This window comes from Microbacterium sp. Z12_35 (assembly GCF_058310475.1).
Window position 1 is genome coordinate 2,267,048 of the sequence record NZ_JBZEGJ010000001.1, and the last position, 15,800, is coordinate 2,282,847.

Below are 15,800 nucleotides of genomic sequence, written 5' to 3' on the forward strand. Positions count from 1 at the left end.
GCGTGCAGGCTCCCTCCGCGGTCATCCTGATCCGCCCGCACCGCTTCTCGCCCAACGCGCAGACCGCGCAGGACAATGCCTTCCAGTCGGCGCCGACCGACCCCCCGGACGTGGTCGCGCGGCGCGCGTTCGACGAGGTCGGGCTCCTCGCGCAGGCGCTGTCTGACGAGGGTGTCACCGTCCATCTCTTCGACGACGAGGGCGGCGATCACCCCGACAGCGTGTTCCCGAACAACTGGGTGTCCACGCACGCGGGCGGGCACGTCGCCGTCTACCCGATGTACGCACCGAGTCGACGGGGAGAGCGCCGCCCGGACGTGGTCGAGCTGCTCAAGACCCAGTACCGCGTGCAGGATGTCATCGATTACTCGGGCCTCGAACTCGATGACATCTTCCTCGAGGGCACCGGCGCGATGGTGCTCGATCACGACGCCCGGATCGCCTACGTGGCCCGCTCACGGCGCGCCGACCCCGTCGCGCTGGAGCGGTTCTGCACGCACTTCGGGTACGAGCCCATCGCCTTCGACGCGGCGGATGAGGCGGGCCTGCCGATCTACCACACCAACGTCCTGATGTGCATCGCCACCGAGTTCGCACTGGTGGGCCTTGACCGCATCCTCGACCCCGTCCGCCGTGCGCACGTCCATGAGCGACTGTCCAGTCGCCGCGAGGTCATCCCTCTCACCTCCGCTCAGCTCGCGGAGTTCGCCGGGAACGCCATGGAACTGCGCGGGCGCGGCGGACGGATCCTCGCGATGTCCGAGCGCGCGCGCGAGGCGCTGACGACCGAGCAGCGCCGCGTCATCGAGAAGAGCGCCCGCATTGTCGCCGTGCCGGTTCCCACGATCGAGCTGGCCGGGGGGTCGGTGCGCTGCATGATCGCGGGAGTGCACCTCGATCCGCGACCGTCACGCCCCCGCGACGGGCATCGCACGCGCGGTGAGGGCGACCCACAGCGCGCTGCGGTCATCCGGCGAATCCAGACTGACTCCCAGGATGTTCTCCACGGCGGACAGACGCTTGACGAGGGTCTGCCGATGCACTCCGAGTTCGGCGGAGGCCCGCATCACGTGACCGTTGTGCTGAAGGAATGACCTGAGCGCGGCACGCAGCCCGGGGTCGGCGTCTTCGTCCAGCCGCGCGAGCACGGTGTCGGCGATCGCCGCGCGCCTCTTTTCCGGGATGGCGTCGAGGACGACGCTGTGCAGCAGCATCTGCTCGTAGCGCTGCACCGGCACACGCGCGTGCTCGGCGTGGCGAAGCGCCGCCGCCGACTCCTGGGCAGCGGTCATCAGTTCGCTGATCGGGTGCGGACCGCTGACCCCCGCTTGCCCGCCCCGCCGGGCGAGGTCGTGGAGGATCTCCGCGACCACGGCTTCCAACTCGACCGGGGGCAGTTCTGCGATGAGAACGAAGCGGCCCTCCGCCGCAGCATCCACGACGAACGCGCTCGGCGCCGCACGGTCGAAGAGGATGTCGTTCACCCCCTCGGCCAGCACCGCGCCGACGGCGCCGGGAAGGCGGAGACCGGCGACGGCGATGGTGGCGTCCGGCGGGAAGCCGAGAGCCGTGAGCGCGTCGAGGCGATCGCGCGTCGACGCGCCCTCACGCAGGGCGAGAGCGCCCAGGCGATCGGACGCCATCTGCCGCTCCGGCGAGAATCCGAGGCGTCGCTCGGCGTCGATCGACAGGAGGGTGACGGCACCGGCCACGATCATCCGGTCGAGGGTGGTCGGGGTGTGCGAGGAGGTGACGACCAGAAGCTGCCTGGTCCGGCGGCGGGAACCGAGCGGGTGCACCGAGATCACCGTTCCCGCTTCATCCGTGATCTGCGCGACCGCCCCCTGCTGGCGGGCCCGCTCGATGTCGGGGCGCAGCGCAGACATCCTCTCCGCATCGACTCCCCCGGAGGCGTCCAGCACGACACCCGTCGCGCTGGTCACCGCCACCTGGCTCGCTGTGGCCGCCGCGAGGAGCCGCACCACCTCCGCCCGTCCGCGGGGATCGAGCGCCGCAGAGGTCAGCTGCCGTTGGATGTCGTAGGCGCGCTGGAGGACGGCATGCTGCTCGGAGGCGAGGCGGCTCGTCACGAACTCCGACACCGCCACGAACGGGACGTCGATCGGCACCTCCAGGATGGGCATCGACCGTCGAGCGCCGGCTTCGATGAGGGCCATCGGAACGGTGGCATAGGGAGCGTGCACGGTCCCGCCCGTCCCGAACCCGAGCCCGGCGACCCCGTGATCGGCGAGGCGGTCGATGTACTCGGTCATGGACGCCGCCGTGGACAGCTGCAGGCCGGTCGTGATGAGGAACTCGCCGCCGCGCAGCCAGGGCGTCGGATCCGCCACCTCGCTGACGTGGACCCAGCGGATCTCCCGATCGAGCTGATCGTCCGCCGCGACGCACTCGAGGGGCAGGTGGGATTCCTGGAGTAGCTGTCGCAGTGTTACCGCCACGTTTCCCCCACCCTTCTCCCGAAGCCAGGAGGCTGCGTGATCACCATTATGGTGATCTGCGGTAGTGACGATCATCAGGCTGTCGATGGTGTCGGGCATTTCGGCTCGAAAGACTGGCCTGACAGCCTCACTCCGCTCCACCCCACTTCTACGGAGAACACATGAGAAACCGCATCCTGCTCGCGGCGGCGACCATCGCGACGGCCGCCGTCGCGCTCACCGGGTGCGCCGTCGACGGCGCCGCCACGCCCGCCGAGGCCGGAGGGTCGCTGAAGATCGGCTGGCTCCTGCCCCAGACGGGCCCCATCTCGAGCCTCGGAGCCCCCCAGATCGCCGCCCTCGAGCTCGCCGCGGCAGACGTCGCCGCCGGTGGTGGCGCGGCCGGCATGGACATCGAGTACGTCGGAGGAGACGAGGCCGGCGACACCGCCGCCGCGGGTCAGGCGGTCGACCGCATCCTCGCCGATGGCGTGAGCGCGATCATCGGCGCCGGCAGCTCGTCCATCTCGCTCAGCGTCATCGACCGGATCACCGGCTCAGGAGTCGTGCAGTGCTCGGGCATGAACACGACCCCGGCGCTGACGGGCTACCCGGACAACGGACTGTACTTCCGCACCGTGCCCTCCGACATCCTGCAGGGCGGGGTGCTGGCCGAACGCATCGCACAGGACGGTGGATCCAACGTCGCCGTCATCGCGCGCAGCGACTCCTACGCCACGGGCCTCGCCGACTCGCTGGTGGAAGCCCTCGCCGACAACGGCCTGACGCTGGCGACGCGGGTGGATTACGACCCCTCGGCCACGAACCTCGACGCCGAGGTGCGCCAGGTGACGGCCAGCGACCCCGACTCGGTGGTCATCCTGAGCTTCGACGAGGGCGCCACCATCCTCCAGGGTCTGATCCAGGCCGGTTACGGCCCCGGCGCGGCCGGCGTGTACGGCACGGATGCCTTGCCCATCGCGTCTCTGGCCGCCACGGTCGATCCGTCCAACCCCGCAGCGCTCGAGGGGATGACGCTCACGCAGGCGTCCTCCGGCGAAGGCTCGGACTTCACCGCGCGCCTCCTCGAGGACAGCTCCGACCTGGCAACCACCGCGTTCACCCCGTACTTCTACGACTGCGCGATTCTCATCGCCCTGGCCGTCGAGCAGTCCGGAAGCGCGGAACCGCAGGACATCGCGGACGCGCTCGTCGATCTCACCAACGGCGACACCGAGTGCGGCAGCTTCGAGGAGTGCAAGGACCTCATCGCCGACGGTGAGTCCATCGCCTACGTCGGCGCGGCCGGTCCGCTGAACTTCGACTCCGAGGGCGAGCCCACCACCGGCTTGTACGACGTGCTGCAGATGCAGGCCGACGGCACCACCGTGACGCTCGACACGGTCCGCCGCACGATCGAGAAGTAGGTTCCCGCGTGAGCACCGCAGTCCAGGACGCCCCCACCCGCCCCGGGCAGAGCGCGCGGCGACGCCGCACGATGCTGTTCGCCGCGGTCGGGTTGGCACTGATTGCGGTGCTCATCGCGGTCGCTCCGGCCGGGCCGGTCGCCATTCTCCAGGCTGCCAGCGACGGGCTCCGGCTCGGGCTGACCCTCGCGCTCGTGGGGATCGGCCTGTCCCTCGTCTTCGCCACCACGGGGGTGTTCAACTTCGCCCATGGCGAGCTGGCCACCCTGGGCGCGTTGACCACCTGGGCGCTCAACGCCGCCGGAGTCCCGCTCGTCCTCGCGATCATGATCGCCATCCCCGCCGGCGTCGCCGCCGGATACGTCAGTGAGAAGACCGTCTGGCGTCCCCTCCGCCGTCGGCGGGTGTCGCTGACCGGCATGCTGGTGGTCGGGATCGGGCTGGGGCTCGCCCTGCGCAGCACCTACCTGTTCGTCATGGGCGGGGGCTCGCGCACCTATAGCGAATTCGCCGTGCAGGCACCGCTGTCCATCCTGGGCATCTCGATCGCGCCCAAGCAGATCATCGCCGTCCTCGCCGTGGGGCTCGTTCTCGCCGCCCTCGCGGTGTTCCTCCGCTTCGCGCCGCTGGGGCAGGCCATCCGCGCCGTCGCAGATGATCGCGACCTGGCCGCGGCCAGCGGAGTGGCGGTGGACCGCATCCTCGCCGCCGTCTGGATGATCGGCGGAGCCCTCGCCACGCTCGGCGGCGCGCTCATGGGGATGTTCGAGCAAGTGAGCTGGCAGATGGGCAACCAGGTGCTGCTGCTCGTCATCGCCGGGGTGACCCTCGGCGGCCTCGGCAGTGTCGCCGGCGCGGCCGTCGGCGGAATCATCGTCGGCGTCGTGACCCAGCTGAGCGTGCTCGTCCTGCCCGCAGAGCTCAAATACGTGACGGCTCTGGCTCTGCTCATTCTCATCCTCCTGATACGGCCGTCCGGCCTCTTCGGCCGTCGCGAACGGATCGGCTGACCCCATGGATGCATCGACTCTCTTCATCGACGCCATGCGCGCGGCGATCAGTCCGACCGCTGCGGCGTACGCGCTCGGGGCGATCGGCCTCAACCTCCAGTTCGGCTACGCCGGCCTGGTCAATCTCGGGTTCGCCGGCACCATGGCCGCCGGCGCGTACGGCCTCGCGATCGTCGTGGTCAGTGGGGGTCCCCTGTGGGCGGGGCTGCTCGTGGGCGCGGGCGCCGCGGCGGTCTTCTCCCTTCTCGTGGCTCTCCCTACCGTCCGACTCCGCGCGGACTACCTCGCGATGACGACGCTGGCCTCGGCAGAGATCCTGCGCCTGCTCCTCCGGTCATCCTGGGCTCGCCCCACGACCGGCGGTGTGAACGGGTTGCAGCGCTTCGCGAACGACTTCTATGCCGCGAGCCCCTTCGGGACGCAGAGCTTCGCCATCGGTCCGGTCATCGTGCCGGGACGGACCCTGTGGCTGATCCTCGTCGCCTGGATCGTCGTCGCGGTCGTCGCCATCGTCATCGCGGCGATCGTCCGCAGCCCCTGGGGGCGCGCGGTCGTCGCCGTCCGCCAGGACGAAGACCTCGCGCGGGCGCTGGGCAAGAACACGTTCACCATCAAGGTGCAGGTCATGGTGATCGGCGGCATCTGCGCCGCACTGGCCGGAAGCGTCCTGGTCGTGGACCAGCAGAACGTCAACCCCGACAACTTCGGCACATCGATCACCTTCATGCTCTACGCGATCGTGATCCTCGGCGGCGCCGGCCGCATCGTCGCGCCCATCGTCGGTGCGGTGCTGTTCTGGGTGCTCCTGTCGGTCACCGACGGCGTGCTGCGCGGGATCGCCGACGCCTCCACCGCGAGCGGTGGATGGTTCGGCCAAGACCAGGCGGGAGCGGCCCGGTACATCCTCGTCGGATTGGGCCTGGTGCTCGTGATCGTCTTCCGCCCCCAGGGCCTCCTCCCCCGGCTTCCCCGCCGACGCCGGACGGAGGTGACCGCATGAGCCTGCCGACATCGACGGCGTCCAGCCCGATCGCGCTGGAGGACACCGCTCTGCACATCCGCGGCGTCCGGCGCGCCTTCGGGGGTGTCGCCGCGGTGGATGTCGACGAGATCCGGGTGCCCCGCGGCCGCCTCACCGCCCTCATCGGCCCGAACGGCGCCGGCAAGTCGACGCTGTTCAACATCCTCACCGGCTTCGAAGCCGCAGACGCGGGTGAGTGGTCGTTCGAGGGCGAGACGCTCACCGGCCGCCCCGCGCATGCCATCGCACGTCTCGGCGTGCTTCGCACCTTCCAGGCCACCCGCATCGTGTCCGGCGAGACCATCCTGCAGAACATGTTGCTGGCCGCCCCCGCGCAGCCGGGCGAGAGCCTCCTCCGCGCCGCGTGGCACCCCGGGTGGCGCCGCCGTGAACGCGACGAGATCGAGCGGGCCATGGCTCTGCTCGAGCGTTTCCGCCTCGTCGACAAGGCACACGAGGATGCGGAGAGCCTCAGCGGTGGCCAGCGCCGCCTTCTCGAGGTCGCCCGCTCACTGATGGCCCGGCCGCGGGCCCTGCTCCTGGACGAGCCGCTCGCCGGGGTGAACCCCGCGCTGCGCGAGAAGGTGATGGAACACCTCATCTCGCTGCGCGACGAGGGCCTCACCCTCCTGTTCGTGGAACACGACATGGATGCGGTGATGAGCCTCAGCGATCACGTGGTGTGCCTGGCCACCGGACGGCGGATCTCCGAGGGCACCCCCGCCGAGGTCGCCGCTGACCCGGCCGTCGTCGACGCCTATCTCGGCGTCGGCAAGCCGGCATCCACGGCACCGCGGACCGCCGCGCCGGCCGCCGATGGCGGCGCCCCCGACGTCGTTCTCGAGGTCTCGGGGCTCACGGCCGGCTATCAGCCGGGTCGCCCGATCGTGAGCGACATCGACGCGCGCGTCCGCAGGGGCGAGATCGCCGCCATCATCGGCGCCAACGGCGCGGGCAAGTCCACGCTGCTCAAGGCCGTCGCCGGGATCGTCCCCGTCAGCAGCGGAACCGTCGCCGTCGACGGCGCCGACGTGACACGCGACACCGTGCACCGCCGCGTGCGATCGGGAGTCGGTTACGTGCCGCAGTCCCGCAACGTCTTCCCCTCCCTGACAGTGGCGGAGAACCTGCGGATGGGCGAGTATGGCCGCGTGCGCGACAAGGAGGCAGTCGAGCGCGTCCTTTCGCTCTTCCCCGACCTCCGCAACCGTCTCGATGCCCGGGCGGGTTCGCTCTCCGGAGGGCAGAGGCAGGCCGTCGCGATGGCTCGGGCACTCATGCCGGCGCCGCGCCTCTTGCTCCTCGACGAGCCATCCGCCGGACTGTCGCCGATGGCACAGGCCAGCGCCTTCGAGACGATCGCCGCCACCGCCGAGTCGGGTGTCGCGATCCTCATCGTGGAGCAGAACGCGCGGGACTGCCTCGCGATCAGCCACCGCGGCTACGTGCTGGAGCAGGGAAGCGTCGCCCTCACCGGCACGGGACACGACCTGCTGCACGACGAGCGCGTCATCGAGCTGTACCTGGGCGCTCTTCGCACCCGCATCGAAGACACCGACCCCGACGAACCCGCCGAAACCCCCGCTTCAGAGGAGACCCGATGACCCCCACGACCCGCACCTTCGAGCTCGTCGGCGCACCCTTCGACGGCGCCGCTACTCTCGGCTGGCCGGGTTCGCGGCATGCCCCCGCCCGAATCCGCGAATCCCTCGCGTGGATGACGATGCGCTCAGAAGGCGGACAGGTGTTCAGCCTCGACACCGGCGGGCTTCTCCCCGCGGGTGCCGACCTCCTGCGGGATGCCGGCGACGTGGCGGTCGTGCCGCACGATCTGCACGCGACGCTCGACGCGGCGGCCGAGGGTGTCTCGGACGTCGTCCGTCGCGGCAACGTTCCCATCCTGCTCGGTGGCGACGATTCGCTCCTCCTGGCCGGTGCCCGGGGCCTGCACGACGCCGTCGAGGGGACGGTGGCCATCGTGCACTTCGATGCCCACCTCGACCTCATGGACGAAAGCGCACGCCAGGGCCGGTTCAGCCACTCCAGCGGCATGCGTCGCGCGATCGAACTCGACCGCGTCAGCATCCAGCACAGCATCCAGCTCGGCCCGCGCCACTTCAACTACCCGACGTCCTTGCGCTTCATCCAGGAGTCCGGCCTCCCCCAGATCTCCTCCCTCGAGACCATCGAGAAGGGCTGGCGCTGGGCCTCGGAGCGGATCCTCGAGCGGATCGAGGGGGCCGACCACGTGTTCTTCAGCTTCGACATCGACACGATCGACCCGGCGCACGCACCCGGCGCCGGGGCCCACGAACCGGGCGGGATCACGTCCCGTGACGCCATCGAGCTCGTCAAGGTGCTCGCGCCGCACTGCGACGCCTTCGCGGTCACCGAGGTCAACCCGATGACCGACCACAACGACCTCACCTCGAACCTCGCGGCGTACCTCTGCTACTACTTCGCCGTCTTCGGCGCCGTGGCGGCCTGATGCTCCGCGGCGACACCGGCGTTCATCGCCGCCGTCGCGGAACTCTCGCCTACGGTGCGGAGATCGGAGTCGTCATGCTCGACTTCGACTCACCGTTCGTTCCCGGTGACATGGGCAATGCGGCCACCTACTCACGCCCTGCGACCTTCCGAGCAGTGCCAGGACTGACCGTCCCCGCGATCCTCGCCGACGCCGACGGCGTCTTCGAAGACCGCGTGGTCGAGGCCGCGCGCGAGCTCGCGTCCCAAGGGGTGCGGGCGATCACGAGCAACTGCGGCTTCATGGTCCGTTATCAGCGGGGGGTGGCCGCGGCGGTCGCTCCCCTGCCGGTCGGCATGTCGAGCCTCCTCCAGCTGCCGATGGTCGCCGCGATCGCTCCGCCGGGGACGACGATCGGCATCATCACCGCCGACGGGCGCGTGCTGGACGCATCCTTCGTCGAAGGGGTGTTCCCCGGCCTCGGCGCGCGCGTGGCCATCCGCGGGCTCGAGTCGGCGCCGGCGTTCGCCCGCACGATGTTCGACCTGGACGACGAACTGGACGCCGACGCCATCCGCGACGAAGTCGTGACCGCAGCGGAGGACCTCCTGCGGGAGCATCCGGGCATCACCGCGATCCTCCTCGAGTGCGCAGCCCTCCCGGCCTACGCCGCGGCCGTTCAGGAGCGATTTCCCGCCGTGTCGGTGTACGACTTCGCCACCCTCGCAGAGACCCTGCTGACCACCACCGCCCGCGCCCCGTATTTCGGACACGTCTGAGGAGATCACCATGAAGGTCGTTGCCGGCTGGCACGCGAGCCCCGCAGAAGTCGATCGGGTACGGCAGGCCCTCCCGATCGGAACCGAGGTCGTCACCCTCCCGGGTCACGATGTGGTCGCGTTCCCCTACGGGGCGGACCGCGCCGCGTACATCGACGCGATGCGCGACGCGGACGCCGTGATCACCTGGGTGCTCCCGCACGAGGTCGTGCGCGCCGCACCGCAGCTCGCCCACGTGTCCTGGCTGCACTCCGGATGCGACCGCCTCCCCTTCGACGATTTCCGCGCGCGGGGGATCACGCTGGCGAACGTGCCGGAAGCCCATCAGGCGGCCATCGCCGAGCACGCGTGGGCGCTCGTTCTCGCGGCGGTGAAGAAGGTCGTGTGGAAGCACGGCCAGCATGTCGCCGGACGACACGTCCCCTATTGGCGCCCCGAGGGGGTGGGCCGCACTCTGTCGGGCTCTACGATCGTCGTCCTGGGCGTGGGCAGCATCGGCGCCCGGGTCGCCCGCGTCGCGAAGGCCTTCGACGCGACGGTCGTCGGCGTGCGTCGCAACGGCACGGTTCCACATCCGGACATCGACCGCATGTACGGGGAGCACGAACTGCATGAGGCGCTCGCCCAGGCGGATGTCGTCGTGATCGCCGTGCCCTCCACCTCCCGCACGCGTGGTCTCATCGACGATGCCGCGCTGCGGGCTCTCCGGCCGGGAGCGATCGTGGTGAACATCGCGCGCGGCGACATCGTGGTGGAGGATGCGATGCTCGACGCGCTCGAGGAGGCCCGCGTGAGTACCTTCGCCTCGGACGTGTGGTGGGACTACGAAGACGCGATGCCGCCCGACCAGCACTTCGGCTCGCCATCGCGACTCGGGCTCCACCTCCGGGAGGACGTCATCGTGTCGGGGGACCAGGCCTCGAATGTCTTCTTCGCACGGGACCGCATGCTCGACCGCGGCCTGGAGAACCTCGCCGACATGATCGCCGGGCGCGCGCCGGCAGGCGCCGTCGACCTCGACGAGCAGTACTGACCTCGCGGGGGCTATGCCGGCGGGAGAACGGAATTTGAAGCCCCGATGTCCTTCATGCCAAGCTCAGCATGTACGTGTTTCGGACAAGGGAGTTGTCATGCGTTGGAAGACCCGTTTCGCTGCCGGCGTCGTCGCCGCCGCCACCCTCACGGCAGGGACGGTCGTCACCGCGACGCCCGCGGTGGCCGCCACCTCTCATCGGGTCGCGATCGACGGAATGGCAACGAAGGCGGATTGCCAGTACGTCCAGAACACGTGGCGCGCGCACATCATCCGCAAGGGCGGCAAGATCTACGGCGGCGAGGGGTGCCTCTACGGCGGCGCCGCGCGGAAGTGGCTCTTCAGCATCAGCTACACCCTCTGACGTCACCCGCAGGCGGCGGTCATTCGTTCGGCCGGGACGCCTGACCGTCGAGCCAGAGCCGATCGTTCGGGTCGCTGTGCGTGCCACCTGATCCGACGTGCTTCGCATCGATCCGGTCGCCCTTGGTGATGACATGGACGAGCGCCATACCGTGACCACGCCCGAGGTCGTAGTCGTCCTTGAGCCACTGCAGAATCGGACCGGCTTTCGTGTCGGTGCCGAAGCCGCGCTGCTCGGCCAGCTCGATGAACTGCCGCGGCGTCAGGCCGGTCTTGGTTTCGATGTTGTCGAGGTACGCCTGGAAGGACACGGGGGCTCCTGTTCCGTCGGTTTTCGCAGCCTACGGCGCCGCATCGCCGCGTGCCAGGCCGGCTCCCTCACGGGCAGCGGCTCCTGCCCGCACGGTGGGCGAGGCGAAGCACGTCTGTTGCGAACGGTGCACTTTCGACCCGTCGAGTAGCGCCCGCACGCTAGCCTCTAAGGGTTTTGCCCCCCAGATGAAACCAAAGGATGCTTGCTCATGACCAACACCAATTCCGCCACGACTCCGCCCACCACCGTCACCGTGGCATTTGTTCTCTGGCTTATCACCGTGCTGCTCGGCATCATCGGTGCCGTCCTCCTGTTCCTCGTCGTCGATGCGGCCGGGATCGAGGCGATCTTCGTGGCCGCCATCGCCCTCGTGATCGCGCTGGCCGAGCTGATCGTGCTCTTCAAGATGCGCGCCGGCCGGAACTGGGCGCGTATCGTGCTCACGGTCCTCGCCGTGCTCCAGATCGGCGGTGTTGTCAGCGGGGCAGCCACGAACGCCTGGCCTCAGTGGGCGGGTCTGGTCGCGGTCGTCGTCGCGACGATCCTGATGTATCTCCCCGCCTCGAACGCGTTCTTCAAGGCGAACGCGGCTCGGTAGCCCGCACCGGGCACCCCCCTCACCGCATCATCGGCCGGGGCGGCGAGCGTGGAAGCGCCGCTGCTCCGGCCGAATGCACGTCACAGGGCCGCGGCCTTGGCGCGCAGCACGGCGCTCTGCGGGGTGTTGGCGGCCAGATGCGCCGCGGTGAGGAACTCGGAGCGCGCCTCGTCGGTGCGCCCCAGCCGGATGAGCAGCTCGCCCCGCACGCTCGGGAGAAGGTGCGAACCGCGCAGCGCCGCCGACTCCGCGACTGCGTCGACGATCGCGAGCGCCGCGCCCGGACCCGCGGCCATCGAGACAGCCACCGCACGATTGAGCTCGACGACCGGACTCGGAGCAAGACGCCCGAGCGCCTCGTAGAGCAGCACGATGCGCTCCCAGTCCGTGTCCTCCACGCTCGGCGCGGTCGCGTGGCACTGGGCGATCGCCGCCTGCAGAGCGTACGGCCCGCGCCCGTGGCCGACAGCATCCGCACGGTCGAGCGCCGCCCTTCCGCGCACGATCTGCCCGCGATCCCACCGCGTGCGATCCTGATCCGCGAGAAGGATGGGCGCCCCGTCGGGAGCGATGCGGGCGACGAACCGGGATGCTTGGAACTCCATGAGTGCGACGAGTCCGTGTACCTCGGGCTCGCGCGGTGCGAGCCCGGCCAGCACCCGACCGAGCCGCAGCGCTTCGTAGGCCAGGTCGGGTCGGATCCATCGATCACCGGCGGTCGCGGCGTACCCCTCGGTGAACATCAGATACACGACGCCGAGCACCGCCGCGAGCCGCCCCGCCCACTCACTCGGCTCCGGCGTCTCGAACGGTGCGTGAGCAGCGGCCAGCGTCTTCTTCGCTCGCGTGATCCGTGCCTGCACGGTCGGCACCGGCACGAGCAGCATCCGCGCGATCTCCTGCGTCGACAGACCGCCGACGACGCGCAGAGTCAGAGCGATCTGCGACTCGCGTGCGAGCACGGGATGACACGCGATGAACACGAGGCGCAGCACGTCGTCGTCGATCGGCTCCCACGCCTCATCCGCGACCTCCTCGAGATCGAAGGCGAGGGCACGGTGACGCTCGTCGAGTACCGTCCGGCGGCGCCAGAAATCGATGGCGCGCCGCTTCGCGACCATCGTCAACCAGGCGCCGGCATTGCGCGGCACGCCCGTTTCCGGCCATTTCTCCAGAGCTTCGACGAGCGCCTCCTGGGCGAGATCCTCCGCAAGGCCGATATCGCCGGTGACCTTCGCGAGCGTCGCGACGATGCGCGCGCTCTCGATGCGCCAGACGCCCTCGACCGTGCGGCGGATGTCGTCGCCCATCTTCGCCTCCGAGCGGCTCGTCACTTCTGGGCGGCCGCCTCCTCCTGCGCGCGCCACCCCTTCTCCTTCTGGACGTACTCGTTGTCGGAGTAGTCCGCGAAGTCCGACTCGTCGGTGACGCGGCGCACCTCGATCTTGTTACCGGGGCCGAGGGGTGCGCGGCTCGCCCACTCGACGGCCTCCTCCTTTGAGGCGGTCTGGATGATCCAGAAGCCGTTGAACAGCTCGTGAGTCTCGCCGTAGGGGCCGTCGGAGACGACCGGAGCCTCGCCCGTGAACTCCACGACAGAGCCCTCCGCGGCATCCGAGAGCCCCTCGCCCCCGAGGAGGATGCCCGCTTTGATCATCGACTCGTTGTAGGCGCCCATGGCGTTGAGGACCGCCTCGAAGTCCATGTCTTCGTAGTTCTGGACCGACCCGCTGTTGCGCATGATGAGCATGTACTTGGCCATGAGATTCTCCTTCGTCGCAGGGCCTCCATTCGGCCCCTCTACTATCGCGTCGAACGGCGCCGAGCGAAATCGACGTCGGCGACGAAAACCACGAAGGATCGGGATGCCGCGGGTGCGGGGATTTCGGATGCCCCGCACCGCGGCCCGACGGTCGGCTAGGCGGAGGCGTACGCCGCGGCCACGTCGAGGATCCAGGTCACCCCGAAGCGGTCGGTGAGCATGCCGAAGCCGGGGCTCCAGGCCGAGGCTGCCAGGGGCTCGACGACCGAGGAGCCGGCGGACAGCTTGTCCCAGGCTTGCTGCACCTCATCGAGGCTCTCGCCGCGTACGGAGACGAAGAACGGCTGATCGGTGAGGGTGACCCCGTTCTCCCGGCGGGTGGAGCCCGCGCCGGTCGCCGCGCCCCCGGCAGCGCCGGGGATGTCGTACGCCATCACGCGGAAGCCGGTCTCGCTCGTCACCTGGCCGAACACGACGCGATCGGCGCCGGGAGCATCCTGGGGCATGCCGAAGTCGCCGTACGTCGCAATCGTGAGGTCGCCGCCGAAGACGGAGTGGTAGAACTCCAGAGCCGGCCGGGCGTCGCCACGGAAGTTGAGGTGGGTGGTGGTCTGGATGCTCATATCTGCTCCTGAGGTGAAGGTCGCCGGGACTCCCCCGACATCTCTCAGCCTTCCAGCGGTATAGGACAGATTCGGTCCTATACCCGGATTAGCATCGACGGCGTGACCACCCCCACCTCTCGCCTTCTGGAACTCCTGTCGCTCCTGCAGACCCGGCGTGACTGGCCGGGCTCGGTGCTGGCGGATCGGCTCGGCATCAGTCACCGGACCGTCCGTCGGGACGTCGACCGGCTCCGCGACATGGGCTACCGCATCCGCGCGACGATGGGACCCGACGGCGGTTACCGCTTGGACGCCGGCAGCGAACTCCCTCCGCTCCTCTTCGATGACGACCAGGTTCTCGCGTTGGCCGTCGCCCTGCAGGCCGCGACCGTCACGGGAGTGGGAATCGAGGAAGCCGCACTGCGCGCCCTCACCACCGTGCGTCAGGTCATGCCCTCCCGATTGCGCCACCGCATGGACGCGCTCGAATTCACCACGATGCCTGCCGGCGGCCCCCGCGCCGCGACGGATACGGTGCCGTCGGACGTGCTTCTCGCGATCTCGGCGGCGATTCGCGCGCACGAGGTCCTGCGGTTCGATTACACGGCCCGGCTCCCCGCCGCCGGCGAAGACCTGGGTGCCCCACGAAGGGTCGAGCCGCACCATCTCCTGACCTCCGCCGGCCGGTGGTATCTCGTCGCGTGGGACCTGGACAGGGCGCAATGGCGCATCTTCCGCGCAGACCGGGTGAGCCCGCGGGTTCCGACCGGCCCCCGCTTTCCGCCACGGGAGGTGCCGGGGGGCGACCCGGCCGCCTACGTGTCGGCGCGCTTCAAGGGCTCCGAAGGCGTCGACCGGTGGCCTTGCTCGGGGAAGGTCATCCTCCATCGCCCCGCCCGCGACGTACGTCCCTTCGCCGGTGACGGCATCGTCGAAGATCTCGGACCAGACCGCTGCAGTCTCGAGGCCGGCTCCTGGTCGTGGGTCGCCCTGGCCGCCTCCCTCAACCGCTTCGACACCGACGTGGACGTCGTCGGGCCGCCCGAGCTCACCGACGCTTTCGCAGAGCTCGCCTGTCGCAACACCCGGAGCGCCGGCAGGTGACCGCACTCACCAGCCGAAGGACGCGGCGCCGGGCGCGGGCGCCTACTCGCCGTCGGCCGGCTCCCACCGCAGGAGGTCACCAGGCTGGCACTGAAGGGCCTCGCACAACGCGTCGAGCGTGGTGAACCGCACGGCTTTGGCGCGCCCGTTCTTGAGCACCGCCAGATTCGCGGGCGTGATCCCGACGCGCTCGGCGAGCGCCCCCACGCTCATCTTGCGACGCGCCATCATGACGTCGATGTCGACGATGAGCGGCACTCAGATCACCTCGTCCAACTCCGAGCGCAACGCCCGGGCTTCCTTCTCCCGCTCGATCGCCTGCGCGAGAAGGCGGCGCATGACCACCACCAGCAGCGCCATTCCGGCCAGCACGAGCGCGGCACCGCAGATCAGCCCCACGACGCCGGGGGCCGTGCCTCCGGGGGCCAGCACGACCGCGAGGATGAAGGTCACCGCGGACGCGGCGCCGATGGCACCGATGACGACGTCGACGTAGCGGAACGCCGCATCCGAGAAGACCGCCCCCCGCCGCACCAGGGTCAGCAGGCGCCACACGCAGACCGCGAAGACCTGCATCGTGAGGATGCCGAGGACGGCCAAGGTCACGAACGTGATGCGTCCCCACAGCGGCTCGCTCGCGAGGTCGGCCCACACCAGCGGCACGATCACCGTTTGCACGACCAGCGAACCGGCCAGCGAGAGCGCGATGACGATGCGCAGCAGGACGATGGTGATGGTGCCCATGGCGCCTCCGATCGGGACGGACGGCCTTAATCTATCGTTTATCGATAGATATCGCTAGGTATTCGATATGGCCCGCCCGTGAGGGCAGCGCTCGCGAAGGGCGCGCACACGCCTGGGCGCGGATGTCATTCGGTCC

17 protein-coding genes and 1 pseudogene are annotated in these 15,800 nt (G+C 69.8%); 11 read left to right on the forward strand and 7 right to left on the reverse strand.

All coding sequences use genetic code 11. The features are described 5' to 3' along the window. Positions 1–2 precede the first annotated feature (2 nt). Positions 3–1,094: a citrulline utilization hydrolase CtlX gene (gene ctlX, locus AC4FS1_RS10925; RefSeq protein WP_491154941.1), complete on the forward strand. Its 1,092-nt coding sequence runs from the start codon at positions 3–5 to the stop codon at positions 1,092–1,094. Here the strand turns inward: ctlX and AC4FS1_RS10930 are convergent. Beyond that, positions 996–2,558, reverse strand: a pseudogene (locus AC4FS1_RS10930) (PucR family transcriptional regulator); the annotation flags it as partial. The gene ctlX and the pseudogene AC4FS1_RS10930 overlap by 99 nt on opposite strands. 62 nt (positions 2,559–2,620) lie before the next feature. Here AC4FS1_RS10930 and AC4FS1_RS10935 point away from each other — a divergent pair. From AC4FS1_RS10935 to AC4FS1_RS10970, 8 genes are all read left to right on the forward strand, one after another. Next, entirely contained in the window at positions 2,621–3,865 is a 1,245-nt protein-coding gene (locus tag AC4FS1_RS10935; protein ID WP_491154942.1) for an ABC transporter substrate-binding protein, read from the forward strand. Positions 3,866–3,873: 8 nt separating this feature from the next. Continuing rightward, complete coding sequence (locus tag AC4FS1_RS10940; RefSeq protein ID WP_491154944.1) at positions 3,874–4,875, forward strand: branched-chain amino acid ABC transporter permease; 1,002 nt, start codon at positions 3,874–3,876, stop codon at positions 4,873–4,875. A gap of 4 nt (positions 4,876–4,879) precedes the next feature. Next, positions 4,880–5,875: a branched-chain amino acid ABC transporter permease gene (locus tag AC4FS1_RS10945; RefSeq protein WP_491154946.1), complete on the forward strand. Its 996-nt coding sequence runs from the start codon at positions 4,880–4,882 to the stop codon at positions 5,873–5,875. After that, positions 5,872–7,500 carry an ATP-binding cassette domain-containing protein gene (locus AC4FS1_RS10950; protein ID WP_491154948.1) on the forward strand — a complete coding sequence of 543 codons (1,629 nt, stop codon included), beginning with the start codon at positions 5,872–5,874 and terminating at the stop codon, positions 7,498–7,500. The genes AC4FS1_RS10945 and AC4FS1_RS10950 overlap by 4 nt, the downstream gene beginning before the upstream one ends. Then, entirely contained in the window at positions 7,497–8,384 is an 888-nt protein-coding gene (locus AC4FS1_RS10955) for an arginase family protein (RefSeq protein ID WP_491154950.1), read from the forward strand. Before AC4FS1_RS10950 ends, AC4FS1_RS10955 begins: the two co-directional genes overlap by 4 nt. Then, positions 8,384–9,142: an aspartate/glutamate racemase family protein gene (locus AC4FS1_RS10960; protein WP_491154952.1), complete on the forward strand. Its 759-nt coding sequence runs from the start codon at positions 8,384–8,386 to the stop codon at positions 9,140–9,142. The genes AC4FS1_RS10955 and AC4FS1_RS10960 overlap by 1 nt, the downstream gene beginning before the upstream one ends. Before the next feature lie 10 nt (positions 9,143–9,152). Further along, the gene (locus AC4FS1_RS10965; RefSeq protein ID WP_491154954.1) at positions 9,153–10,175 is read left to right on the forward strand and encodes an NAD(P)-dependent oxidoreductase; all 1,023 of its coding nucleotides are present in this window, start codon (positions 9,153–9,155) and stop codon (positions 10,173–10,175) included. A 97-nt stretch (positions 10,176–10,272) separates the two neighbouring features. After that, on the forward strand, positions 10,273–10,539 hold the full coding sequence (locus tag AC4FS1_RS10970) for a hypothetical protein (RefSeq protein WP_491154956.1): 267 nt from the start codon (positions 10,273–10,275) through the stop codon (positions 10,537–10,539). Positions 10,540–10,558: 19 nt separating this feature from the next. Here the strand turns inward: AC4FS1_RS10970 and AC4FS1_RS10975 are convergent, their stop codons facing one another. Then, entirely contained in the window at positions 10,559–10,849 is a 291-nt protein-coding gene (locus AC4FS1_RS10975) for a DUF4287 domain-containing protein (RefSeq protein ID WP_491154957.1), read from the reverse strand. A gap of 210 nt (positions 10,850–11,059) precedes the next feature. On the opposite strand from AC4FS1_RS10975, the gene AC4FS1_RS10980 reads away from it, so the two are divergent. After that, the gene (locus AC4FS1_RS10980) at positions 11,060–11,449 is read left to right on the forward strand and encodes a hypothetical protein (protein ID WP_491154959.1); all 390 of its coding nucleotides are present in this window, start codon (positions 11,060–11,062) and stop codon (positions 11,447–11,449) included. A gap of 80 nt (positions 11,450–11,529) precedes the next feature. On the opposite strand, the gene AC4FS1_RS10985 is transcribed toward AC4FS1_RS10980, so the two are convergent. The 3 genes from AC4FS1_RS10985 to AC4FS1_RS10995 all read right to left on the reverse strand — a co-directional run bounded on the left by AC4FS1_RS10985 (position 11,530) and on the right by AC4FS1_RS10995 (position 13,834). Then, the gene (locus AC4FS1_RS10985; RefSeq protein ID WP_491155706.1) at positions 11,530–12,759 is read right to left on the reverse strand and encodes an RNA polymerase sigma factor; all 1,230 of its coding nucleotides are present in this window, start codon (positions 12,757–12,759) and stop codon (positions 11,530–11,532) included. Positions 12,760–12,779: 20 nt separating this feature from the next. Continuing rightward, positions 12,780–13,211, reverse strand: a complete 432-nt coding sequence (locus tag AC4FS1_RS10990) for a YciI family protein (protein WP_491154961.1) — start codon at positions 13,209–13,211, stop codon at positions 12,780–12,782. A gap of 155 nt (positions 13,212–13,366) precedes the next feature. Further along, positions 13,367–13,834 carry a VOC family protein gene (locus AC4FS1_RS10995; protein WP_491154964.1) on the reverse strand — a complete coding sequence of 156 codons (468 nt, stop codon included), beginning with the start codon at positions 13,832–13,834 and terminating at the stop codon, positions 13,367–13,369. 102 nt (positions 13,835–13,936) lie between these two features. Between AC4FS1_RS10995 and AC4FS1_RS11000 the strand changes: the two genes are divergently transcribed. Then, a complete protein-coding gene (locus tag AC4FS1_RS11000; RefSeq protein ID WP_491154966.1) occupies positions 13,937–14,920 on the forward strand; it encodes a helix-turn-helix transcriptional regulator in 984 nt (327 codons plus the stop codon). 42 nt (positions 14,921–14,962) lie between these two features. Here the strand turns inward: AC4FS1_RS11000 and AC4FS1_RS11005 are convergent, their stop codons facing one another. Together AC4FS1_RS11005 and AC4FS1_RS11010 are read right to left on the reverse strand one after the other, a co-directional pair. Then, the gene (locus tag AC4FS1_RS11005) at positions 14,963–15,178 is read right to left on the reverse strand and encodes a helix-turn-helix domain-containing protein (RefSeq protein ID WP_491154968.1); all 216 of its coding nucleotides are present in this window, start codon (positions 15,176–15,178) and stop codon (positions 14,963–14,965) included. Beyond that, positions 15,179–15,664: a DUF2975 domain-containing protein gene (locus tag AC4FS1_RS11010; RefSeq protein ID WP_491154970.1), complete on the reverse strand. Its 486-nt coding sequence runs from the start codon at positions 15,662–15,664 to the stop codon at positions 15,179–15,181. Positions 15,665–15,800 lie beyond the last annotated feature (136 nt).

Coding starts and splice junctions, on each gene's coding strand:
- AC4FS1_RS10980 (WP_491154959.1), top strand. CDS start 11,060: ATGACCAACACCAATTCCGCCACGACTCCGCCCACCACCGTCACCGTG.
- AC4FS1_RS10965 (WP_491154954.1), top strand. CDS start 9,153: ATGAAGGTCGTTGCCGGCTGGCACGCGAGCCCCGCAGAAGTCGATCGG.
- AC4FS1_RS10955 (WP_491154950.1), top strand. CDS start 7,497: ATGACCCCCACGACCCGCACCTTCGAGCTCGTCGGCGCACCCTTCGAC.
- AC4FS1_RS10990 (WP_491154961.1), bottom strand. CDS start 13,211: ATGGCCAAGTACATGCTCATCATGCGCAACAGCGGGTCGGTCCAGAAC.
- AC4FS1_RS10985 (WP_491155706.1), bottom strand. CDS start 12,759: ATGGGCGACGACATCCGCCGCACGGTCGAGGGCGTCTGGCGCATCGAG.
- AC4FS1_RS10950 (WP_491154948.1), top strand. CDS start 5,872: ATGAGCCTGCCGACATCGACGGCGTCCAGCCCGATCGCGCTGGAGGAC.
- AC4FS1_RS10945 (WP_491154946.1), top strand. CDS start 4,880: ATGGATGCATCGACTCTCTTCATCGACGCCATGCGCGCGGCGATCAGT.
- AC4FS1_RS10995 (WP_491154964.1), bottom strand. CDS start 13,834: ATGAGCATCCAGACCACCACCCACCTCAACTTCCGTGGCGACGCCCGG.
- AC4FS1_RS10970 (WP_491154956.1), top strand. CDS start 10,273: ATGCGTTGGAAGACCCGTTTCGCTGCCGGCGTCGTCGCCGCCGCCACC.
- AC4FS1_RS10960 (WP_491154952.1), top strand. CDS start 8,384: ATGCTCCGCGGCGACACCGGCGTTCATCGCCGCCGTCGCGGAACTCTC.
- AC4FS1_RS10935 (WP_491154942.1), top strand. CDS start 2,621: ATGAGAAACCGCATCCTGCTCGCGGCGGCGACCATCGCGACGGCCGCC.
- AC4FS1_RS11010 (WP_491154970.1), bottom strand. CDS start 15,664: ATGGGCACCATCACCATCGTCCTGCTGCGCATCGTCATCGCGCTCTCG.